This is a genomic window from Tardisphaera saccharovorans, assembly GCF_046635845.1.
GTDB lineage: Archaea > Thermoproteota > Thermoprotei_A > Marsarchaeales > UBA168 > UBA168.
The window spans coordinates 102,931-124,788 of record NZ_JAQQXN010000001.1 but is presented as its reverse complement, the minus strand read 5'-3'; the positions used below and the strand labels follow the sequence as shown (position 1 = coordinate 124,788).

General features: G+C 54.7%; 22 protein-coding genes. 9 read left to right on the top strand and 13 right to left on the bottom strand.

From position 1 onward, the window contains the following. Positions 1 to 60: 60 nt before the first annotated feature. The 3 genes from PRZ02_RS00720 (at position 61) to PRZ02_RS00710 (ending at position 2,199) form a co-directional block, all read left to right on the top strand. Positions 61 to 1,287 (top strand): histidine phosphatase family protein, encoded by a 1,227-nt coding sequence (locus tag PRZ02_RS00720; protein ID WP_449463943.1) that lies wholly within the window; start codon positions 61 to 63, stop codon positions 1,285 to 1,287. Positions 1,288 to 1,428: 141 nt separating this feature from the next. Continuing rightward, positions 1,429 to 1,872: a hypothetical protein gene (locus PRZ02_RS00715; RefSeq protein ID WP_449463942.1), complete on the top strand. Its 444-nt coding sequence runs from the start codon at positions 1,429 to 1,431 to the stop codon at positions 1,870 to 1,872. 144 nt (positions 1,873 to 2,016) lie between these two features. After that, entirely contained in the window at positions 2,017 to 2,199 is a 183-nt protein-coding gene (locus PRZ02_RS00710) for a hypothetical protein (RefSeq protein ID WP_449463941.1), read from the top strand. Positions 2,200 to 2,776: 577 nt separating this feature from the next. On the opposite strand, the gene PRZ02_RS00705 is transcribed toward PRZ02_RS00710, so the two are convergent. The 8 genes from PRZ02_RS00705 to PRZ02_RS00670 all read right to left on the bottom strand — a co-directional run bounded on the left by PRZ02_RS00705 (position 2,777) and on the right by PRZ02_RS00670 (position 9,845). Further along, positions 2,777 to 3,079: a nucleotidyltransferase domain-containing protein gene (locus PRZ02_RS00705; protein ID WP_449463940.1), complete on the bottom strand. Its 303-nt coding sequence runs from the start codon at positions 3,077 to 3,079 to the stop codon at positions 2,777 to 2,779. Continuing rightward, positions 3,054 to 3,446 (bottom strand): HEPN domain-containing protein, encoded by a 393-nt coding sequence (locus tag PRZ02_RS00700; RefSeq protein ID WP_449463939.1) that lies wholly within the window; start codon positions 3,444 to 3,446, stop codon positions 3,054 to 3,056. The genes PRZ02_RS00705 and PRZ02_RS00700 overlap by 26 nt, the downstream gene beginning before the upstream one ends. Positions 3,447 to 3,561: 115 nt before the next feature. Then, on the bottom strand, positions 3,562 to 4,305 hold the full coding sequence (locus tag PRZ02_RS00695; protein WP_449463938.1) for a phosphate ABC transporter ATP-binding protein: 744 nt from the start codon (positions 4,303 to 4,305) through the stop codon (positions 3,562 to 3,564). Next, the gene (gene pstA, locus PRZ02_RS00690) at positions 4,290 to 5,138 is read right to left on the bottom strand and encodes a phosphate ABC transporter permease PstA (protein ID WP_449463937.1); all 849 of its coding nucleotides are present in this window, start codon (positions 5,136 to 5,138) and stop codon (positions 4,290 to 4,292) included. Before pstA ends, PRZ02_RS00695 begins: the two co-directional genes overlap by 16 nt. Beyond that, positions 5,135 to 6,094, bottom strand: coding sequence for a phosphate ABC transporter permease subunit PstC (gene pstC / locus PRZ02_RS00685; RefSeq protein WP_449463936.1), 960 nt, complete (start codon positions 6,092 to 6,094; stop codon positions 5,135 to 5,137). The genes pstA and pstC overlap by 4 nt, the downstream gene beginning before the upstream one ends. Further along, a complete protein-coding gene (pstS, locus tag PRZ02_RS00680; RefSeq protein ID WP_449463935.1) occupies positions 6,091 to 7,158 on the bottom strand; it encodes a phosphate ABC transporter substrate-binding protein PstS in 1,068 nt (355 codons plus the stop codon). The genes pstC and pstS overlap by 4 nt, the downstream gene beginning before the upstream one ends. A 73-nt stretch (positions 7,159 to 7,231) precedes the next feature. Next, on the bottom strand, positions 7,232 to 8,227 hold the full coding sequence (locus PRZ02_RS00675; protein WP_449463934.1) for a PhoU domain-containing protein: 996 nt from the start codon (positions 8,225 to 8,227) through the stop codon (positions 7,232 to 7,234). 208 nt (positions 8,228 to 8,435) lie between these two features. Further along, the gene (locus tag PRZ02_RS00670) at positions 8,436 to 9,845 is read right to left on the bottom strand and encodes an APC family permease (protein ID WP_449463933.1); all 1,410 of its coding nucleotides are present in this window, start codon (positions 9,843 to 9,845) and stop codon (positions 8,436 to 8,438) included. Positions 9,846 to 10,051: 206 nt separating this feature from the next. Here PRZ02_RS00670 and PRZ02_RS00665 point away from each other — a divergent pair, with 206 nt between their 5' ends. Then, positions 10,052 to 11,560, top strand: a complete 1,509-nt coding sequence (locus PRZ02_RS00665) for an APC family permease (RefSeq protein ID WP_449463932.1) — start codon at positions 10,052 to 10,054, stop codon at positions 11,558 to 11,560. 187 nt (positions 11,561 to 11,747) lie between these two features. Here PRZ02_RS00665 and PRZ02_RS00660 read toward each other — a convergent pair whose 3' ends face one another. The 4 genes from PRZ02_RS00660 to PRZ02_RS00645 are packed head-to-tail and all read right to left on the bottom strand — an operon-like array spanning position 11,748 to position 16,761. Beyond that, a complete protein-coding gene (locus PRZ02_RS00660; RefSeq protein WP_449463931.1) occupies positions 11,748 to 13,160 on the bottom strand; it encodes a hypothetical protein in 1,413 nt (470 codons plus the stop codon). Continuing rightward, entirely contained in the window at positions 13,093 to 14,619 is a 1,527-nt protein-coding gene (locus PRZ02_RS00655) for a type II/IV secretion system ATPase subunit (RefSeq protein ID WP_449463930.1), read from the bottom strand. The genes PRZ02_RS00660 and PRZ02_RS00655 overlap by 68 nt, the downstream gene beginning before the upstream one ends. Then, positions 14,601 to 16,343, bottom strand: a complete 1,743-nt coding sequence (locus PRZ02_RS00650) for a helicase HerA domain-containing protein (RefSeq protein ID WP_449463929.1) — start codon at positions 16,341 to 16,343, stop codon at positions 14,601 to 14,603. The genes PRZ02_RS00655 and PRZ02_RS00650 overlap by 19 nt, the downstream gene beginning before the upstream one ends. Continuing rightward, entirely contained in the window at positions 16,333 to 16,761 is a 429-nt protein-coding gene (locus PRZ02_RS00645) for an archaellin/type IV pilin N-terminal domain-containing protein (protein WP_449463928.1), read from the bottom strand. The genes PRZ02_RS00650 and PRZ02_RS00645 overlap by 11 nt, the downstream gene beginning before the upstream one ends. A 74-nt stretch (positions 16,762 to 16,835) precedes the next feature. On the opposite strand from PRZ02_RS00645, the gene PRZ02_RS00640 reads away from it, so the two are divergent. From PRZ02_RS00640 to PRZ02_RS00620, 5 genes are read left to right on the top strand one after another with little or no spacing between them, the layout of a single operon-like run. Continuing rightward, complete coding sequence (locus tag PRZ02_RS00640; protein WP_449463927.1) at positions 16,836 to 17,105, top strand: hypothetical protein; 270 nt, start codon at positions 16,836 to 16,838, stop codon at positions 17,103 to 17,105. Positions 17,106 to 17,109: 4 nt separating this feature from the next. Further along, positions 17,110 to 18,018 (top strand): hypothetical protein, encoded by a 909-nt coding sequence (locus PRZ02_RS00635; protein ID WP_449463926.1) that lies wholly within the window; start codon positions 17,110 to 17,112, stop codon positions 18,016 to 18,018. Then, a complete protein-coding gene (locus tag PRZ02_RS00630) occupies positions 18,015 to 18,524 on the top strand; it encodes a hypothetical protein (protein ID WP_449463925.1) in 510 nt (169 codons plus the stop codon). Before PRZ02_RS00635 ends, PRZ02_RS00630 begins: the two co-directional genes overlap by 4 nt. Beyond that, positions 18,481 to 20,115 (top strand): VirB4 family type IV secretion system protein, encoded by a 1,635-nt coding sequence (locus PRZ02_RS00625; protein ID WP_449463924.1) that lies wholly within the window; start codon positions 18,481 to 18,483, stop codon positions 20,113 to 20,115. The genes PRZ02_RS00630 and PRZ02_RS00625 overlap by 44 nt, the downstream gene beginning before the upstream one ends. Then, positions 20,115 to 20,870: a hypothetical protein gene (locus tag PRZ02_RS00620; protein ID WP_449463923.1), complete on the top strand. Its 756-nt coding sequence runs from the start codon at positions 20,115 to 20,117 to the stop codon at positions 20,868 to 20,870. The genes PRZ02_RS00625 and PRZ02_RS00620 overlap by 1 nt, the downstream gene beginning before the upstream one ends. On the opposite strand, the gene PRZ02_RS00615 is transcribed toward PRZ02_RS00620, so the two are convergent. Beyond that, positions 20,797 to 21,807: an aldo/keto reductase gene (locus PRZ02_RS00615; RefSeq protein ID WP_449463922.1), complete on the bottom strand. Its 1,011-nt coding sequence runs from the start codon at positions 21,805 to 21,807 to the stop codon at positions 20,797 to 20,799. The two genes, PRZ02_RS00620 and PRZ02_RS00615, sit on opposite strands and share 74 nt — an antisense overlap. Positions 21,808 to 21,858 lie beyond the last annotated feature (51 nt).

The window sequence follows — 21,858 nt, the reverse complement described above, 5'->3', positions numbered from 1 at the left end:
GAATTTCGCGAAATCCTTCACGGAAAACTTAAAACCGAACGCGATCGAGTTTTAGAAATTATGTCATGGCTAGTGATAGTTGACATAAGCTTGGGCGTTATAGGCTCAGTTTCCTCCGTGCTTTACATCCTTGAGCGCCTTTCAAAGATGAAAAAACTGAGCTGGAAGGATGCTACGCGTGCCGCCGAGAAGATCTCTCAGGAGATGTCAAGAGATGGTTTTTCTCCTACAGTGATAGTGGGAATAGGCAGAGGAGGGGCCATAATGGGAGCTCTCATATCAGGCGTACTTGGTCATAGGCCCCTGGTCGTCATAGATAGGAAGTACACGTGGGTAGAGGGGAGGCGCTTTGATGACATGCTGCTCAGGGCAAAGTTCCCGGCAAGCCTATTGGAAAGGGTGCTTCTGGTGTCCGGCGAGACCCACACCGGCAATACCATGCGCCTTTATCACGATTACTTCAAGAACCTCGGTGCCAAGCAGATAAAGAAGGCATCATTCTTCTTAGACAAGGGATCCCTTGAGAAGCTAGATTACGTTGGTATAGAGGGGATGGGTAGTCCGAAGATGCCGTGGATGATTTCCGAGAACTACTTGAAGGAAGACAGAAGCGAGGAGGACTTCAAAAAGGAGCTTGCCATAAATCAGGAGGCAACTAAGCACTTTAAGATCTGTTACATAATCAGGCACGGAGAAACGGTTTTCAACGTAGAGGACAGGTTCTGCGGATCTAGCGACCCACAGCTTACCGAAAATGGCCTGAGGCAAGCAGAAGACGTAGCCGACTATCTGCTCAGGCAGCACGAACGCGTTGGCAGGGTTTACACGAGCCATTTGCACAGGGCTCTGGCTTTTGCCAGGGTGATCTCCTCAAAATTGGAGGCACCGCTAGTCATAGATGACAGGTTGCGCGAGCTTGACTACGGCGAATGGGAGGGGTTGACGAGGGCGGAAGTGGAGAAGAAGTGGTCAAAGCTCTACGCCTTATACCTAAAGAACCCTGAGAGACACAGACCAGACACATCTGAGACCATTGAGCACGCCAATGCCAGGATCAAGGAATTTTGGAGCGACCTCACGCATGCGTTATTTGAAGAGGACCTAGATGCGGTGGCCATAATCACCCACAAGGACGTAGGCAGGTTGCTACTCTGTAACATTAAGGGCATCCCGCTGAGCCAGTACAGGTCGCTCACCATGGATAACGGCTCTATCGCCAAGGTTGAGATTGACAACCAGGGAAACGCGAGGGTTTTAGCGGAAAACGAGCTTCCGGAACTGCGATGAGTTCAAGGTTAGCCAGCAAGCAAAGCCGTTATCTCCAATGCGGCTCTAAAATCCGCGTTAGTTTATTAAAAATCAAAGGTATTAATGTTGACAAGCAATAAATCTTTCATAAAAGTTTATAAATACCAGTCATTTCCACTTGTGAGTTACAGCTCTCTAGATGAGAGGATGCGCGGCCCGATAAATGGAATAGAGAACACAAAAGAGTTTGACTTGAAAAGCATAGGCGAGGTAAGCGGCCTAGGCGATAAGGCGCTGCTTCTGTACAGGAATTACGTGGCTACCAAGGGACTGGTGACTCATGCCTCCGTCAACTTCTTCGGGATAGGCCTGGAAGACGCGTGGATTCTCGTGCGCGCCAAGTACCCTCTAATGAGAACGTTAAACGACGCGTTCGAGAACCTGTTAAGTACACCGGGCTCGTATATGGTGGGCCTTGGAAGCGCCCTAGCGCAAAGCATCTTCATAACCAGGCACCTCATTCCCAAGGCGCAACGCAGGAAATACATCAACGCCGTAGAGGAACTCACCGAAAGAGGGATATTCGAGGGCTATGAGGTCATCAAGTCGTCTGAACCAAGGTAAAGTTACAGTCTGGACCCAACGGTTTTCGATTACGCAACCGGTAGTTGGAAGCAAGGAGTTTACTCATTCAAGGTCAAAAGGGAAATAAAGAGGGCCAACACCGACGCAATACCCTGCGACGAGGTCGACCTGAAGATATTGACCATGTTAAGAAGATCGGCCATGACGACCTCAAAGGCAATGGCGACAACCGCGGGGCTCGACGTGGACGAGGTTTTAGCACATATGAGGGAGCACGTGCTGCGAGGAGGAGACCCGCAGAAGAACATGATAACCAACTACCGCGTGGACTTCATGGAACCAGGGCTTTCGCCCCTGACACCATGATAATGAACATCGTCGCCAAAGGCGATGAAGAAAACAATGAACTTTTAGAAAGCCTTGCCTCCGTCCCCTACTTCTTCGGAATATGGAAGGGGGAGGAAGGAGCTGGCACACCACGCTTTACGGCCCGCTGCAGGGACTTTACGCCATTGTGCATGAAATTGGCTCCATCGGAAATGAGCTCCACCTGAAGGACTTAAGAGGTACGTCGCGCCTTGGTATCACTGGAGCATATTGGGCTCCTTGCACTCGCCGGCAAGCTTGGACAGGAACTTCAGGGATGGAGAGTGAGTATCGGAAACCGACCACATCGTCGAGTTCATAGAGAACAGGATAAAGGGGGCAACAAGCCGATGAGAAGATCCGAATGACCGTAGCAATGAAAAGCTCGATGGTAACTGGGTGCTCCCAGACCACAGGATCCTTTGCCAAAGTAAAATGACCAAAGTCCCCGAAATTCGGTCAGTTAATTTATCAAACTAAAAATCGGCGATCGAGATTAACCAAGCACAGCCCCATGGAAATAGAATTTATTGAGATACGTGATGTCGCATGCGGTCATAATGAAATTCTGTAACATTCAAACCTCCACGAACACGTCGATGAACCTAGAATACCAGGTCCTATATTGCTGCGGCGTCGCGAAGTGAACTTCCAAAGGGGCCTCCGGAACTCCCTCCCTTATGCTCGCTTCCATGCTGTAGCGCAGCTCTTCCTTCTCAGATATAACAAGCAGGTCGATGTCGCTGGCGCCTGTATAATCTCCCCTTACCACTGAACCAAAAACGAGCACCTTTACCGAGGGATCGTACGCAAGCGCTATCTCCTTGGCGCGCTTCGCGTACGTTAGGTAGTTCTTAAGCACGGACAGTTTGTTGGACAATGAGATCAAATACCTCCTTGACAAAGGTTAGCGTGGGCGCTGCCTCCTCCTTGTCATACTCCCTTGGAATGTACCTTGAGGCAAGGTAAGCATCCTCAAGTTTTGTTACGTATAAGTAACTCTCTCCGTGAAGCAGTTCCCTCACGCCTTCATCGCGCTTCGCGAGCTCCCTTAACGATTGCGTGAGCGAATGCGTCCTTGGATATGTGCCTTCCAGATAAAAGAGGCAATACTTAACCAGAAGCTGGCAGTGCTGCTCAAGACTAAACATGGCCAGATCATAGTCCCCTGAGTTGAAAAGAGATTGAGCATTTCTCAAAAAAGCCTCAGCCCGCCTCTTGAGCAGCGCCGCTTCCCTTGAGCTCATAATTATCATTTCACCACCAAAATTAAGCATGCTGATCAAACTTCGCGGTTCTCATGCACAAACCAATCCCATCTTTAAACCACAGCAAGCAACGGTTTAGATTCGTCGCAATGCCTTACTCATATTTCAAGGCATTCTCCGCTTCTTCACTGCTCTCCACGCGCCCGTTTCTGAGTAATATGACGTGGTCCGAAACGCGCTTTGCTTGCGATATGTCATGTGTGACCAGCACTATCGTGGCTTCTCCCTTTAGCTTGATCATGAGTTCTTCGATCACGGATTTGGATTTGGGATCCAAAGAGGAAGTCGGTTCGTCCATAAGCAACACCGATGGCCTAACGGCTATGGCCCTTGCTATGCAAAGCCTCTGCTTTTGGCCTCCTGAAAGCGTCATCGCCGAGCTCATGAGCTTGTCCTTGACCTCCTCGTACAGCCCGACCCGCTCCAGAGCGTCTTTTACTACTTCATTTAGCTCCCTCTTTGTCATCTTCCAGTGAAGCCTGGGACCAAAGGCCACGTTATCGAAGATGCTGCCTGGGAACGGGTTTGGCTGTTGAAAGACCATGCCAACCTTTCTCCTCAACTCAATAGCGTTCATATGGCTGACGTCTTTGCCATCCACGATGATCTTGCCCTCGGTGACAAGGCCGTTTATCTCGTTTAGCCTATTTATGGCCCTGAGCAAGGTGCTCTTACCGCTTCCCGAGGGACCAACAACCGTGTTTATGGCGTGCTCGTAAAACTCGCAGCTCACGCGATCTAGGATAGGCGGCTGTCCAGCGCTGCGCGTCCTCACCGTGAGGTTTTCTATCTTGACCGCAATCCTCTCGTTCAGCTCAGAGCTCAGCTGCGTTTCCATGCAATTCCCCTCCTCTCTAAGACCTTAGACAAAACCATCAGCGAGAATACGGTGACTATCAAAACCTCGGCAGACACGTACGCCAAGCCATTGGCATAGGCCGAGGGCTGGTTTATGCCAGACCACACAACGTATGTCAGATATGGAACCTGGGAGTGAATGAGGGCCGATGGAAGTCCGGTGTTCCATCCAGCCGTGTAAAGCAGCTGCGCGGTTTCTCCGGCCGCTATGGATGAAGACAAAACAACGCCGGACGCGACCAAGGGCCACGCGGCCCTTAGAAGTACCCTGCTTACATATTGCCACTTGGTGGCTCCCAGAGCGTAGGCGGCCTCCCTCAGCTCCTTTGGCACGTTCAAGAAGGCGATCTCGCTGGATCTGGCAACGTAGGGCACCATCATGAGCGAAAGCGTCAATCCGCCTGCCAAAAGCGAGAACCCCATTCCTAGGTATATGACGTAGACCAGGTAACCGAAAAGACCAAGCACCATTGATGGGACCGAGGCAAGCACGTCGATGCTAAGCCTTATGAGACCGCTAAGCCTTCCCCGATACTCAGCTAAGTAGATTGCCGTCACAATGCCTAAAGGGAACGATATGGCTGTGGAGATACCTATCAGAAGCCACGTGCCAATGATGGCGTTCAAAATCCCTCCAGACGTCGTGTTTCCAAAGGTAGTGAGCATATCCCACGAGAAGTGGAAGAGAGCACCGGACGTGACGTAGTAGACTATGAGCAAGAGAGCTGAAAAGAGCACCGATATCACCCCAATGCCAACCGCCCTTGCAAGACTGTCCTCTGCCAACCTCAAGGTCATGCTGCGCTCTTTCACTCCAGCTCACCTCTTAGCGCCACCCTTCCGAGGATGGCCCTTCCTATCATGCTTGAGGCCACAGATATCAGGAGCAGAGTAACTCCCAACTCGGCAAGCGACGACAACACCATTCCCGTGGGGTCTATGAAAGCGCTATCGAGAAGAGCGGTGAGGGCAGCAGCCATGGTGTTGATCGGGGAATAGAAGTTTGTTGGCATGGAGTTTATTGCCCCTCCGCATGTCATCAAAACGGCCATGGTCTCCCCAAGCGCCCTGCCAAGCGACAACAACCCACCGCCAAGTATCTGCTTTCTCATCATTGAACGCAAGAGCTTTCCAGCCTCCCACTTCGTGGCGCCCAGCGCCAAGGCATCATTTACAGCCGCGTCTCTAAGGGAAACCGCTGACTGATAAATTATGGAGGTACTTATGGGAAAAACCATAAGCGCGAGAACAAGGCTCGACGCCAGAATACCGGACCCGCTGTATATTGGCCCAGAAAAGAACGGGATAAAACCCAAAAGAGCCCTCATCTCCGGCTCGACGCGAGAGTATAGCGTGGGCTCGAGAAAGACCACTCCCCATAACCCGTATATGACGCTTGGGATCCCTGCGAAGAGACCCAGCGCACTCGACACGACGGCCCTGATCCTCTCGTTCAGGTAAAGCGCTAGCGCTATGGAGGCGAATATGGACGCGGGAAGAGAGAGCAGGAGGGCTACGGCTGAAGTTATAAGTGTGCCGGTCAAGAACAGAAGTATGCCAAAAGACGCTCCAGGAGAGACCTTAAAGCCGCGCACCACTATGGGCTCAGCCGATATGTCACCCGGATTCCAAACGTAGCTCGTAAAGAACTTAATGCCGTTGTAAACCATTGAAGGATAGGCCTTGAAAACTAGGAAGCCAAAAATAATTAAGATAAAGGCCACAGGTATGGTTGACGCGATCGATATGGCAAGTTCATCAGCCTTCAAGGCGGACCACTTATCTGATCGATTAAGGGCAGGACCACCTTGCTTACAACTGATTGAGGTAGGGGAATCAAATCAAGCTTTCCCATGTAGTATTCTGAGCTTCCTCCGTTGGGCGAAACGGCCCAAGTCAGGAACTTCTTCACAGCGACCGCGACCGCGGAACTGGGCTGAACCTTCTTCACTATGACGTACTCAAAGGTGGCTATGGGATATGAGTCCGCCCCAGGAGCGAAGGCTATGGCTATTCTTCCGTCGGCGGGGATCTGGTTCAGGTACTGTTGTGCGGCATTCATGACCGTAGCCGTGCTTGGCAGAACAGCGTTACCCGCCCTGTTGATCAAGGCCGCGTAACCAAGGCCTGCCTGCTTTACCTGGACTGTATAGGTCATGGCCACGTAACCTATCGAGTAAGGGGTTTCGGCCATGAAGCTTATGATGCCCGAGTTACCTACGGCCCCATGCAAAGCTGGGTTTTTCGGCCAGTTGACGTTGGTGCCATAACCCACAGTGTGATTCCACCAAGGGTCGCTTCTGCTCAAGAACAAAGTGAACATGTTGGTGTCGCCGCTTCCGTCAGACCTGAACACTGGCACTATCATCTGGTGAGGCAACTGGACTCCTGGGTTCAGGGCTTCGATGGCTGGATCGTTCCAGTAGTGAATCGAGCCATTGTATATGGCCGCTATTACCGGCCCAGATAATACCAAATGCGTGTTATTCATCCCAGGCAAGTTGTACGCCACGTACTGGGATGATATGGCTATTGGAATGTTTAACATGTCGGGATTGCTCTCGACCTGGGGATTGGTCATGAAAGCGTCCGAAGCCCCGATCACTACCGTTCCAGAGATAGCCTCCGATATGCCGGTCCCGCTGCCCGTAGCTTGAGTAGTGATCTTAGCCGCGGTGTAATTCGCGGCCCATTCGTTGAAAAGCGGGTAGAGCAACGTTGAGCCGCTCTCCGTAAGCGTGACCTTCCCGGAATTACCGCGATAGGTTAAGGCGATAGCACTCACTATCGCCACCAAAGCTAATAGTAAAATTCCGATCAGAGCCTTGTTCATTTCAGCTACATAGAGCTCTGATCTAATAAGTATTTGCGACATAAACTATATACGACTATATAGATTCGAGGACTTACGCCGTGGGCATTTCCCCCGAACCCACCGCATCATCGATGGCAGCCTCTGCTATATCGGATGAGTAAAATAAGATCCTCCGCAGGTCTTCCCCTACGAGGAAAGCGTAAATGGAGCCGGCGCTCTCGTACTTCTTCAGCACGCCAATGTACTTCTCGGCCGCGCTCTCTACCTCGTCGACCACGCTCTGGGCCAACGCCAGATCGGATGAAGAGTACGACCTGTACGCGTCATCGAACAGCGCAACCGACGTCTGCAGTAACTCGTCGATTTCGCCTTCAGTGATGGGGTTACCGTATTCTGATAGCAGCCTGCACGCGCTCTCTATGTGGTCCCCTATCCTTTCGATCTGCTTGGATACGTTTCTCATGCTAGAGAGCCTCCTCACGCTCACACCAAGCTCTCCCTCGTACCAAGGATAGTATAGCGCCCGGTTGAACTCTTTCGCTATAAACAGGTACATCTTATCTATCTGAGAGTCCCTTTGCATTATTTCCTCGAGCTGCGGAACCAAGGGCTTCTTCAACAAGGGCCTTAACTCCGCTAAGTCCGACTTAACCATTGAGGCCATTCTGTCCATGATCCTGAGGGGATCAAGGTCTGACGTGGCAACTAGGTCTCTTAGGACTACAGCGTCCTGCCTCTCCTCAAGTATCTCGACCCCTATCACCAATGACTTGAAGTCCATGATCACGCGCCTGGTTTCAGACTGGATGAAACCACGCGATCTGACGTTGATCGTGCTATAGCCTTTCAAGTACAAGGCCACGAGCGTTCTTAAAAGGTGCTTCGGCTCCTCGTTTTCCTTGATGTCGAGAGTAAAGTCCCCAAAGGAATGCCTTTTTCCGCTCGGCATGATCAACAGCTCGCCAGTCCTGAGCTCTTGCAGGCCAAGCGCGTCGCCCTCCTTTAGCTTGTTCTCTTCAACCCACTCTTTCGGCAGCGATATCGTGTAACTTGATCCTCCTGTCCTCTGTATTTTTCTGTATTCCATCTTTAAAAAAAGGGTTAAAAGATTTATAAATTTATTTCCGAGATGCGAGAAGGCCTCGAGCTCAAATCGAGCCGTAAGTTAGACCAAAAATATCCCAGACCGAAGGATAGGCCAGCGCGTGTCCCCGCGCAGGAGCTGCTCGCTGGGCTCACGATTTATCTTGGCAAGTACGAAAACTTCGCCGCTAGGCACGCAGATTCTTCGATAATCACTTTGCACGTCTGTCATCATCACCGTCGTTCCAGCTCTTGAGCTCGCCTCTCTCGTCCACGTAAACGCTTCCCGGTTTTCCCTTCCTCCCATAGATCAGGTAAAGCGCTAACGTCAATAGCACGAAGCCGGCTATCCCCGCAAGCGCCAAGGGATCAACGGGAGTTAGCACAGATGTCACCGCCACTCCGCTTAACACCAGGGCCAGCCCGGTGACGATCCAGAAGGCCCCCATCTTGGCGCCAACCCTCCTGTAAAGGAGCGGCACGCCCAGGGCGTCTACCGTCCTTCCAAGCATCCAGAAGAATGAGGCGAGCAAGCTGAGCTGCGCGAAGGCCGCATCAACCCCCAGGGTGAGGTAGCCACCTGCAAGCCCAGCTGAAACGATCCCAACCAATATGGTTCCCGTCAACGGCTCAAAGAAACGGTTGAGCTTCAAGAAGTTAGCTGGTGCCGCCCTCTCTCTGGCAAGGTTGAAGAGAACCCTAGCCGGCGCCACGGTAGTACCCACGTTTGAGGATAGTATACTGTTAAGTGCAAGGATGAAGGTCGCAAGTAAGAGGACCCCGCCAACCATGGGCACCTTTCCCATCTCCTGAAGGAGTGGCTGGGGCGAGCTGGCAAGCGCATGCAGATTCGGACCCCAGTCTATCACCATAGCATATGACCCAAGGAACATCGCTATTCCACCGAGAACGAGCGCTAACCACATACCGGCGGTCACGTTGCGCGTTGGCCTACTTGTCTCCTCACCAAGGTAAGTAGACGTGCCGGCTCCAGATATGCTTGTTAGCGAGAGAAGAAAAGCAGCCAAGAATCCAGCGGAGCCAACTCCAGAGGGAGATAGGGGAGCCAGCGAAAAGCCATGCGTTAACGCGGAATAAAAGAAGAACGCCGAAAGCAAGGCGACCTCAGCGGTGGCGCTCCATGAGACGAATTTTCCGATAACCACTTTTATGTTCAAGAGGGAGATAGCCGTGGGATACCAAAGGGCGCTTGAAGCGATGAGCAGCTCAAGTGGAAGGGAGATCCTCACGGAAAGCATCGCTTCTATCACCTTCAGCATCAGGTAAACCGCAAAGACATCGGCAGCGTTGAGGGCCACGAACGCCGACACCTCGGTTACGGCCTCGAAAAAACTGATCCACTTCCTCCGATAGGAAAACCCCGCAAAGGAGTAGAAACCTCCAGCGCTGGCAATCCTTTTCGAGTAAGCAGTCAAAACCGCAAGCCACACGACGCTCGCCATAAAGGCAAGCAAGGTGGCAAGAGGTACCGCAGAACCAACGTAGAGAACTGCGGCCGTCGTGGTGGAGACAACGCTGCCCAATGGGGCGGTAACCGCCATGGCTTGGCCATAAGTTTCCCAGAGCGACAGCGCGTTCTGCTTTAAGCGGATGGAATTCATAAGCTATAAAACAAATCTATATAAAATACTTTCGGTTAACCGCGCTGTAGCCGACGATTCTTCAGATTTGGCAAAAGACCTAGAAAAGGCTGCGTCCAACGACACCAATTTGAATCGCAACTAAGCACGGCCTAAGATTTTTCAACAAAGCAAGCGAAAGCCAACATTTAAAAGTTAAAACTCGACAAAAAACGCGAGGTGAATCCATGGAAGAAGTCAAGGAGATCGAACTCTCTAGAAGCCTTTCGTTTTGGGCGCTGCTAGCGGCCGGCGTGGGGGACATAGTCGGTTCCTCCATATTCTTTTACAGTGGTTACGTGCTTCACATAGCCGGTCCAGCAGCTGTGCTGGCATACCTTCTCGTAGGTCTTTTCGGCCTTGGCATAGCCCTCATATCAGCTGAGATAGCGTCAATGCCAAAGGTCAGGAAGACCAGCGGTGCCATATACTCCTTCACAAAGGAGGGACTTGGTGGCTTTTGGGCCATGTCGGTGGGCCTCATGAGGGTGATGGGCTACACCATAGGCGGGGCCGCGGTGGCCATAGCCATGGCCACGTTCGTCAAGCAGGCGGTGCTCATAGGGCTTTTCAACGTGGTGACGCCCCCTCATTTCGTGTCAGCGCTGGCTGCAGCAGTGCTGGGGGCATGGGTGCTGCTGAACGTCATAGGCGTGAAGCCTACGGCAACCACCGAGATGATCTTCGTGGCGTTCAAGGTGTCGGTGATACTGCTATTCGCAGCCGTCGTGGTGGCGCTAGTGACCATACAACCCCCATCGAACCTCTTAGCTCACTTCTCACCTCTGGCTCCCAACGGCTTTTCAGGCTTCATGAAGGCCGCCGTGATAGCCTTCTTCGCCTACACGGGCTTTAACACGGTTGCTGTGTTCACCGCCGAGGCAAAGAGGCCCGAAAGGGACGTGCCAAGGGGCATCTACGGCTCGCAGATAGTCGCCATGTCGATCTACGTCGGCGTTCTCGTGGTTCTGCTTCTGGCAAGGGGATGGTACAGGTACGGGAAAACGACCACGGCATTCATAGCCGCGCTAAGCGCGGTCAACGCGCCGATCTTGGTAAAGCTGCTCGTGATCCCTGCAGCTCTTCTTGCCTCTGCTGGCGTCACCCTGCTGTGGGTGGCCTCATCGTCGAGAACCATCTATCAGATGTCGAAAGATGGCTTCCTGCCCAAGCCGCTCTCAAAGCTCAACTCCAGAAGAGCCCCGTGGACCGCGACCCTTCTCGCCGCTTTCCTGATGGCCGTGGCCTTCATCACGCCAAGCTTCATATATCTCGCATCCCTAGCCACCTTTGGCTTCATCTACTCCTACCTTTTCGTGGGACCATCGCTGCTCTCGCTAAGGAAGAAGGGCTACAAGGGCAAGTTCAGGGCTCCCTTCTATCCGGTTCTTGAAGTCGTCATGTTTGCTCTCACGCTGCTCTTCATATCAAGTTTCCAGCTCAGCGTGCTGGAAGAGGGGGCAGCAGCCCTCATCCTTATAGCGATAATCTACGTCCTCTACAGGACGAAGGCGCCCGCGGAACCAGCTCTGCCATCGGAAGGAGGCGAAAACGAGGCGCCAGCGCCCGGCTCGATCGAAGCTTCAAGAGAAGGGGGCGCGGGCGCCGGGAAAACATCAACCATTTCAAAGAAAGCGGATGACGAACCAAGGCAAGGCCTTTCTGCTCAATCCAAGCCAATGCGATTACGTCAATAACCTTGCGCTTCTCGCATTGTATGGTCGGGTTCCACCCGACCAAGCGGCGTAATCAAACTGAGCACCGGCGTGCCGCGCTTTCCAATGGAGACCAAAATCGCCTGGCTCCGTAAAAACCATCACGTTCCCGCAAGCCACCGCAACTGAGATGCAAACCGCCTGCCTCCATCGGCAACGCATGATCATTTCAGAAGAGCGAGAGCGCGGTAAGCGCAAGCGGTATCGCCAGAGCCAACGGAAGCGTGAACTTGAAAGACGACCCAGAGAGCTTGCCCATAAGCAACGACTCCAAAGAGGTGGACAAAAGCACGGTGAAGCTCGACATCGAAAGCGACGCACCATAAACGTTTCCGGCGACAGAAAGCGAAAAAGCCATTAGAAAAGGAGAAAGCGCTGCCAAAGCCATCAGCGGATAGAGGCGCGAGTTCAGCCTTCCTCTCAACTCCGATACGCCTTTGGAAAAAGACGAAAGCCTGGCCAGCGAGATTGGGTTAAGCTCCCCCGCCTCGATCGCGGATATGGCCAGCCAGCTCAGCAGCGACGACAGCCCCTCTTTCAGAGGGCGCAGCCTAAGCCCCGTCATAAGCCTCTTGAGGTTCTCCGTTAGAAACGGCCCTATGGGAGATAAAGAGGGAGCTGACGCCGCCAAGCGAAACGCCTCTGATGAGCCCCTTCCCATCATGGCCTCTCCCTCAAGAGATGATAGGAGGACTGAAAGGGCCTTCGACTGCCGCATGTCCTCCCGCTGAAGCAAGAGATGCTGAACGCCCATGCATGACAGCACCGAGACGGCAACGGAAGTCGCCGCCGACGTCGGGTCGCGAAAAAGCGGTATTGCAACGAAAGAGGACAACGACAACGAAAGAGGAGAGGGAGTAAAGTTCGCGTAAGCGGGAAGCGAGGACATTCTGGACATGAAAGCCATTCCCAGGAAGCTGCCCACCAGCACGAGGATGAAGTACTCGCTGTAGGCATTGAGCGAGCTGTTGGCGGCGGACGCCATTATCCACACGAGGGGAAGCATCGAAAATACCGCCAAGACCACCTCGCCCATCGATTCGGCTCTCTCGACGACGTCCGACCACGCGAGCGATAGGCCTGACATAGCTTCCTCCATGCTAGACACAAGGTACTCGTGGGCTCCGCTTCCCACCTTCATTCTGAAAGCGTATCCGGAGAGCACGTCCGCGAGCGCGCGGCTCTTTTGCCGCTTGGCCAGCGCTTCCAGTGCCAATGCCGGATCGCCGTATAGGTGAAAGAGCTTCGCCAGCCTCGCGCCCTGCGCTTCAACGGACTTAAGCGGGCTTCCCCTGAGGTCTGCCAAAGAGGAGAACAGGGAAATGCCAACCTCGGATAAGCTCGCAGCGTAAGCCAAAAAGAAGGGCAGCTCATCGTCGATCGAGCTCGAGTACCCACGCTCTTCCATGATAGGGGCGATAACCGGCAAGAACGCAATGAAGACGAGGTAAGGAGACGAAAAAACCAAGAGCCACAGGGAGATCAGACCGCTCACCACAAAAGCCCTTACCAGTTCAGTCCTGCGTCCCGCGCTGAGGCGACGCCCCGCTACGGCCGCGAGCGCTCCGCAACCCAATCCCATCCAAGCAGCCTCGGCCTGAAGCAAAGACCCTCGCCCTCTCATCCAGTTCCCTCACCAACCTCTCCTCAGACCAGCCCAAGGCCTGCGCCACATCGCGTAACTTGGAACTTCTGTCCACGACCTCGCGGGCGTCCGCGGGATAGAACTCGTCGCTTCCGGGGACCCACTGGAAAACCTCCTTGAGCTTACCGTCGACGAACTCCTTCACGCTCAAGTTCCTGCGCCTATAGCCCCTCTCGTCCGAGACCTTCCCCATCAAAGAGAAAAGGGAGATCAGGTGCAGCTCCGAGGGGCCTATGGAGAGCGGTGGCGACGAGAGCCTCACCAGAGCCGCCTCTGGCGACTGCGCGTGGAACGTGGTCATAGCCCCATGGCCAAGGGCCGCCGCTTGGAAAAAGGCCTGAACCTCAGGTCCCCTCGCCTCGCCCAAAACGACGTAATCGGCGTTGTACCTCAACGACAAGACCAGCAGGTCCATCAAGCCAACGTCCCTCCCGCGCCCAAGCCTTGACTGCCTGGAGATGAAGCGCTGCCACCTGGTCGCCGGAAGGTTTACCTCTGGGACGTCCTCGATCGTCGCCACCTTTAGTCCCCTCGGTATGAGCGAGCACACCGAGGAGAGAAGCGTTGTCTTCCCAGCCGACATCCCTCCCACTATTATCATGACGACCTTCGACTCCACCATGATCCAGTAGTAGGAAGCCATCAAAGGAGAGAGGGCGCGCGAGTGAACCAGGTCGGCCATGGTCAGCGGCCTTTCCGGAAACTTCCTGACAGAGAAGCTGCTGCCCGGCAAGCTCACCTCCGAGGAATAGGTAAGGGATATCCTGTTTCCGCGCCGGTCCACCGCGTCGAGATAGGGAAAGGCCAGGCTTACCTCCTTTCCCGCCGAGTGCGCCATCCTCCTGACCATGGCCTGCACCTCGGCCTCATCCGAGAAAGCTATGTTGGTGCGCATCCATCCCATGTCCCTATAGCGCCTGTGAATAACGGAAACCGGGCTCCTGTAAGACTCGAGGGCCACTTCTTCAAGCGAGGGATCGCTGAGGGGCACGGACAGCTTCCCCATGTAGAGAAGGTCCCTCCAAACGTAGTGGGAAAGGGACTTCAGCTGCGCGGGCGTTGGTTGCGAGAGCCCTAGCTCCTCCACCGCCCTCAGCACCATGGACTCCTCGCTTCCCTCTGGGCCCAAGGGATAAGGTGCCTCAACCAGATGGGACTCTATTTCCTCAAGGAGCCTCCTACCGCTTAGCTTATCGGCCCTCTCTGGGAAAACGCCACGAAGCGCGCGGCCGAAACGCTTGGCGATCCAGGGCAAGAGGGGAAGGTGGCTTGCCCGCGCAAGCGAGATATCGAGGGAAGGCTCCGATACCTCGTAAAGCCCTCCGTCCTCTCCTTCGTAGATGCGAACCCTTGCCTCCCGAACCTTGTACTCGTCAATCAGCTTCCTGCCGCGCAAGGATACACACCCGTCGCGTTGAACTGGACCCATCCCGAGGGCGGAGACCAGTTTATCGATAGCTGGTACAGGCCCGGAGAGAGGTAGCCGCGCCAATCAGCGTTGGAAGAGATGAGGGGTAAGCCGTCAACGTAGAGCTCATGATGCCCTCCCTGCAAGGAAAAGCTGACCTCCCCTCCCCTGCAGTAAACGAGCCTCGACGCGAACACCGATGAGCCATTAACGCCCAAGGGAAAGGGAAAGCCCTTTCCGTACCAGCCAAGGGAGAAGTTAATCTGGTCGATTTGGAAAAAGCCCTCCGCCTTCGGAGGGCTTCCCGAGTACTCCACGAACTCCCACGGCTCAACGGAGGTAAACGTGAAGAGGTTGCCGAGGGCCGTGACAACGCCCTCACCTCTCACGGCTACCTGCTGATCTGGAAGGAGCGTCACAGGCCCTATCCTATGATAGGAAAAGGGATCAAAGCCTATGGAGTACATCACCGTTACCGGAAAGGGCCCTTGGTTAAGTGCGTAGAGCGTGCCGTTGGCCTCGATCAGCGCTACCTGCTCTTCAGCCCTTTCCCTTATCGCGTTCAGCGCGCCCTCCTGAGACCTAAGGTCAAACACGTAACTAGAGTACACGTTAGTGTAAGCGTAAAGCGCGAACAGAAAAGCGAGCAAAAAGAAAAGGGCGCCAAGCACTGAAGAGAGTCCCCGCGCCATTCGCTGGTCTTGCCTCAACGTGTAAAGCGTCGCGGAAAAGCCCCCGTCGGCTGCCGTCCTGACCGCAAAGCGATGCTCTCCCAAGGACAGCAGCGCCCTCTCGTCAAGCGGCTGGAAAAGCGGGGCCAATGCCCTCGCCGTCGAGGGGCTTACCGTAAAGGTCACAACGGTGTCCGAGAAGGATAGGGGATTGGTGCCACCTCCGAACTGCTCCAGTGACTGCGACGCCATGGTTACGTAAATCCTTCTCTTTCTAAGCGAGGCCATGGCGATCTCCAGCTCCGCCCAGGAGAACCTGTGGGCCTCATCAACGTAAACGAAGAAGTCGTTGCCGCCCCTTCTGGCCATGCCTTGGGCATAGACGTGGCCAAGCGCAAGTGAGCCGATGAACGATGAGAGATCTGAACCAAGCGCTCCCTCGTCAACCGATACCACGACCCTCTTTCCCTCATCCATGAGCTGGAGAAAAGAGATCGTGTTGCCCCTTAGAAACGAGCGGGCGCGCTCATCCGAGACCAGCTTGTCAAGCTTGTTGAGCACGGCGGATTCCGATCCCCTCTCCAGCTTTGGGTAAACCTCATCCCAGAACCGCCTGACGTCGCCTTCGAGACCATCAGCAGAAGGGTTCTCCAGGAAATCCCTGAGGTCAAAAACGGTTTTAACGGAAGATACCCTCATGGCGTTTCTCATTATCATCTCCAGTCTGGGCCCCCAATCGCCGCCGTAGTACCTCCTAAGCGAGTCCAGCAAAAAAGAAGAGCGGGGCCAGCCCAGGGGCATCGGATCCAGCGAAAAGCCGTCGCTGGGAAGGAACACGTCAGCCCCAAACCTCTCGATAACTAGATCCGCTAGGTCGCCGTGAGGGTCGATCAGAAGAAACCCATCTCCGTTGTCGACGTTGTCCCTTACGAGCGTGAAAAGAAGGGAGGACTTTCCCTGTCCTGGTTCGCCGAATACGGCCATGTGCCTTCTGCAGGACCTGGGCAATCCCCAGCCGTTTCCAGCCTCGTCAAATCCCAAGAAGTCGATGACCTCGCGGGGAAACGGTGATCACCTGGCTTGCCTGCGCGGAGCCTCCGCTTGGTGAGGTGGCGTTCACCACGAGCAAGAAAGAGGACCCATCTGGCTCTTGCGGTCCAGCCCATATGTCCGACGCCTGCTGCCCCGGGGCCACCGTCTCCGCCCAGGAGAACTTGCCCACTCCTTCAAGGGAAACCCCTTGAATTGTGAGGGAGGAGGTGCCCACGTTCTTAACCGTGACCGAAAGGAAGGAGCCAGCGCTCGTGTCGGAATAGGTCGCTGACTCTATCTGCAGCTGGTTCTGCTGGCTCAGTGACGAAAAGAGCCCATAAAACGTGTGCCAAAGCATGGCACCAGCGGTGACCGTTAAGACCAAAACTATTATCGTTCCCAAAACGGAAGAAAGTCCCTTTCTCATAAAAGAGAGGTACCCAGAGGGCTTATTTGGACAGACGCAATCGCACCCCATAAGCGCGCCTCCAAGTGATTTACATGGAGTATTTTGTTGATCAACTCCCGCAGAACTTGATCAACGGTTTAGCGTCCCTGATATACCTGGCTCAGGTCATAGGCGTGTCGTTCGCCGTTATGGCGATAATCTACTCGGCCATCAAGATGATGATGGCCGATAGCCCCGTTGAGGCCAGACAGGAAAGGAAATCCCTGATCGAGGCGGTGGTTGCCCTCATAGCCATAGCCCTCGCCGTGCCCATAACGAACTGGCTCTTGGCGGCCTTCGGCGCGAACGTACAGCTGCCATGAGGTGATGCAGCTGTTCCCCATGGTCCCCGCCAACGCCGCTTCAGGTAACATGACCGCTCCGAACCCGCGTGCCGCTACAAACGCGTCCATGCCCGTGGTGACCGTGAGGGTTAAGGGGCCGGTAACGGTAAATGCGGGCTGGATAATCTCTCAGGTTTTATCTGCCATATCTGGTTTCCTGGGAAGCATCCTTCAGGACCTGGGAGATAAGCTCGCCTGGTTTTCCCTGTACATACCTACTCCCTCCTCTATCCCGGTCATGTCAGCGGTTTACAACGCGCTCCTGGCGCCCTGCCTCACCATGTTCGCCCTCGCGCTCATAATAGAGGTCACCCTTGCCCTTGCTGGGCACGCCCAACTCAATCCGGCAGATCCGGTCATCGCACTGCTCACCATGATCTTCGGGCTTGATGCCTACACGCTGGTGGCCCAGCTCTTCTCCTCCTTGGCCTACTACGTGCTTAACGCTGACCTCGGAGGGGGAAACGCGGCGCAGGTGCTTACCGTGCTTTCCGCGGCGGCATCGGTACTGCCCGAGCTCAACTTGGTGTTCTTCGCCGCGGTGGTGGAGTACGCGGTGGTGGGCGTCTTCAGGATACTTGCCACGGCTACCTTGGCGTGCTCCATCCCCCTCATAGCGCTTCTCTGGCTCGTACCGCCCACCAGAGGCCTTGCCCGCGATTTCTTCGAGGGGCTTGCGCTGCTGCTTCTCCTGTCTCCCATGTCATCGATCTTCCTGACCATAGGCATGGGGTCGGCTCTTAACGCGCTCCACGGAGGCAATCCCTTTCTGGACTTTGCTCTTGCCACGGGCACTCTGGTGGGGTCCACCATACTGCCTGCCATCATAATAAGGGGCGGAAGGGGGGCCATCGAGGCCGGAAGATCTGCTGTCAGGAGGAGGACCACTTGAACTCTGAGGAAAGGCAAATAGAGGTCCACGCGGTGCGCAGGGGCTTTCTGCTGGACATGCCCATGTTCGACTTCGCAGTTATCTCGATGTCTCCAGTTCAAGTGGTCATGGTCGGCACCTGCGCAATTCTTGCGATTCGCCTTCACGTTCTGTTACCGCTGATCGCGGCCGTCCCCGCTTCTAGGTTCAAGCTCGAGCACGGCAAGGCCCTCATAAGACTCTTGGGGAAAAAACAGGGGGAAGAAAAGCGCAAAAAGACAAAGGAAAACCCGCAAAGGGTTCTAAAAGTAGTCGGAACGCTGCGCTCCCACGACGGGACGCCTCTGCCTTTTCACAGGTTCGCGGTCTACGACGGAAACAAAAAAGTCGGGACCGGCCTTACCGACGCCCAGGGGCGCTACGCTTTTTACTGCTCGACGCGCGCCGAGGAGCTGAGGGTCACTCCAGATCCAGGTGAAGCCCTTGGCCGAATACGAGATAAGGCCTCTCCCCTATTACCTCCTTGACGACGACGATAGGAAGAGGGCAGAGGATGCTTTCATTTCCATGGCAAGACAACTGGAAGAGCTCGCGGTAAAGGTTTCACGCGACGAAGACGGTTCGCACCGTTTCACGCTGGTGATAGGGGAAGGCGACGCGGAAGCTGCCATGGACTCGTTGGGCGTTGAGTACTCGAGGACGGTGTCCATAGACCAGTGGAAAAGAGGGGAGGGCGAAAGCAAAGCGAGGCGGGCTAGGCGCTTCTTGGGCCACCTGCCCCATTCCGCGAAGGCAGGGCTCATTGCTCAGGCCATAAACCTCGGGATCGATGTGGAAATCGAGATAAGGCTTGAGCAAGACCTGGGATGGCTCGAAAGGAGGTACAGGGTACTCCGCGCCATAGGGAACGCCAGGATGGAATACGATGATGTGGGTTACATCCTGGAAAACGCCGAATTGGAAGGGGTCTTTGACGTTACCGTGGCGGTTTCCGGAGAGGAAAAAAAGATGAAGGCTTGGGCCCGGTCCAATGGCATAAAGCTCGCACGCCGTCAAACCAGCTTGGTAACGTCTGGCTCTTTTCTGGCAGCCCTCTTTCCCTTCTCATCGTACGAGGTGACCGAGAGGGGAGGGGTAAGGATTGGGCGTAACTCCATAACCGGGTCGCAGGTCATCTACGACTTCTTCTCAAGGAGAAACTACAATGTGCCAGTTATTGGGCCCTCCGGGACTGGGAAGTCCGCTCTCCTAAAGATATTCGCTCACAGGTTGAGTCCCATGTTGTCCATGCTGCCAAGGTCGCAACTGATTATCCTGGATCCCGAGGGGGAGTATAGGACGCTGGCCCGCGTCGTAAACGCGCAAGAGATCGATCTGGACAACGCGGGCCTTGACCCAATTTCCTCGCTTCCACCCGGAGATGCGTGCGAACTTCTTTCGTCGACGCTTGAACTGGAACGCCCTGAAAGGCACCTGCTGCAAGCCATGGCCATAGGGCGCAAGTCCACAAGGGGCCTGCTGGAAGCTCTCAAGGGCTTGGATTCCCCAGAGGCAAGGCAGCTCTCGCTTGCCCTCAGCTCGCTTTTGGAAGGACCCTTCTCATCGGTATTTGAGCGCCCGTTAACGTCGATACCTGACAGGGCGGTCGTGGGCTTTCCCACAGAGCAAAGGAGAAAAGAGTTCTTAGCTCCCCTCGTGTTGCCTCTGATTTGGGAGGAAGTTAAGCGCAGGCCCGCGGACGTCCCCAAAGTCCTCATAATCGACGAGGGGTGGCTCTTCATCAAGCACGCGCCCTCCGCCCTAGAAAACATGATACGTCTGGGGAGAAAAGTCAACCTACTGATCTTTCTCGCCTCGCAGAGGCCCGTCGACTTCGCTTCAACCTCGGCTGGGCGGACCCTCATGGAGAACAGCAGCACCAAGGTCCTCTTGAAGCAAGATGATGACGCGATCCCCGAGCTTTCATCTCTCCTTAAGCTTGGGAAAAGGGAGCAACAATTTTTGAGGTCGATGCCATCCCCAAGGAGCGTGGGTTACTCGGAAGTCCTGCTCATAGACGAGTGGAGGCGGCTCCCAGTTAAAGTGGTACCAGACCAGGAGGAGCTAGACGTGATTTGATGGAGCTTTTGACGCTCAGAGAGCTAATGCCAGATGAACTAGGGGCTCTTGCGTTGAGGCTGAAAAACTTTGAGGTCATTATATTATTTGACAAGGGAGACAAAAGGGTCTTCCTAAAGGGCCAAGCCTCATTATCCCTGCCGCTGGCCTCCCTCGTGGAGGCAAGGGAGAACCAGCTTTCCCAAATTTCCGCTAGCGTTGGGCTTTCTCTGCCGTATCCGATACCGCTCTTCGACCTGCAGGACGAACGCAGAAATCCGCTGCGCGAGTCCTTTAGGCGGTGCGCCCCGGCCTTCGACGGAATGGGCTTAAAGCTGAGCGTGAGCAAAGCGAGCGCCAGCGAGGAGCTTAGAGCAAGGGAGTTCTGCGAGAGGTACTGGAGAGGAAGGATCTTCTTCAACGGCTGGAAGAAAAGCTATGAAGCATACCTAGGAGAGGCGCGGGAGAAGGCCAGCCAATTGCTTTTCAGGGCTTCTATGGGGGCAATCGGCGACGCAAGCCTTGCCCAGGAAATGCTTTCGTGCATTTCATCTGGTCTGTACAACAAGCTGATTCTCAACGGGAAAAGCGTTGTGCTGTGCGTCAGCGAGTTAGCCGAGCTTATGAGACCGCAGCCCAGGACGTGTTCCATATGCACCTCAAGGGTGATGAAAAGAACTCGCGTTCCAGCAGGTCAGGCGTTTACCTCACGTGAGCCAAAGGCTTTGGCCTATAGGGCTCCTCCAGGAACTTTACCTCGTCAGGGGCGAGGTTAACCGATAGGGACCCAACCGCCTCTTCCAGGTGCTCGACGCTACCGGTACCAATTATCGGAGCGGTAACTCCCTTTGCGAAGAGCCAAGCCAAGGCCACCTGCGTGGGGGTCGCGCCCTTGTCCTTTGCGACCTCGACAACCCTCTTGACTATCTCAGCGTTCTCTGGAGGGGGTACGTATAAGCCGTAACCGTAGTAACCGCTGTTGGGCTGTAGCCTCCCGTTTTCGTCTGACCTCACCACGATCTTCCCGTCCCTGAGGTACCTTCCCGTCAATACCCCCGCGGCATTGGGGCTGTAAGGTATGAGGGCTATGTTACGCTCCTTGCAGAACGGTGTCATCTCCCTTTCGCCCTCGCGGTAAAGGAGGTTGTAGAGGTCCTGCATGCTCACGAACTTCTCGTATCCCTTCATCTCGGCGGTGAAGTAGGCGGTCGCGAACTGGTAAGCGCGCATGGCGGATGCCCCTACGTACCTCACCTTTCCCTCGTGGACGAGACCCGTAAGCGTGGAAAGGGTCTCCTCGATCGGGGTGTCGTAGTCCCACCTGTGGGTCTGGTAGAGGTCCACGTAATCGGTGCCAAGCCTCTTGAGGGATGCGTCTATCTGCTTCATTATGTGCTTTCTCGAAAGCCCAGAGTCGTTGGGCCCACTTCCCATCGGGAAGTAGACCTTGGTGGCCACGACGGCGTCCTCCCTCCTTCCCTGAAGGAACTCGCCCAGTATCTCCTCGGCCCTTCCCCTGGAGTAGACGTTGGCCGTGTCGTAGAAGTTTATGCCCAGGTCCCATGCCCTCGAAAGGACCTTGAACGCTTCCTCTTTGCCCACAACCCAACCACCGGTCCCATAGCTCTCAAGCGCTGGATCGCCGAAGGACATGGTACCAAGGCATATCCTAGAGACGTTAACTCCGGACCATCCTAAGCGTACGTATTCCATAGCATACGGCTTCGTCTGTCTTTAAGTCCTTGGATCCTTAGCTATGAGATC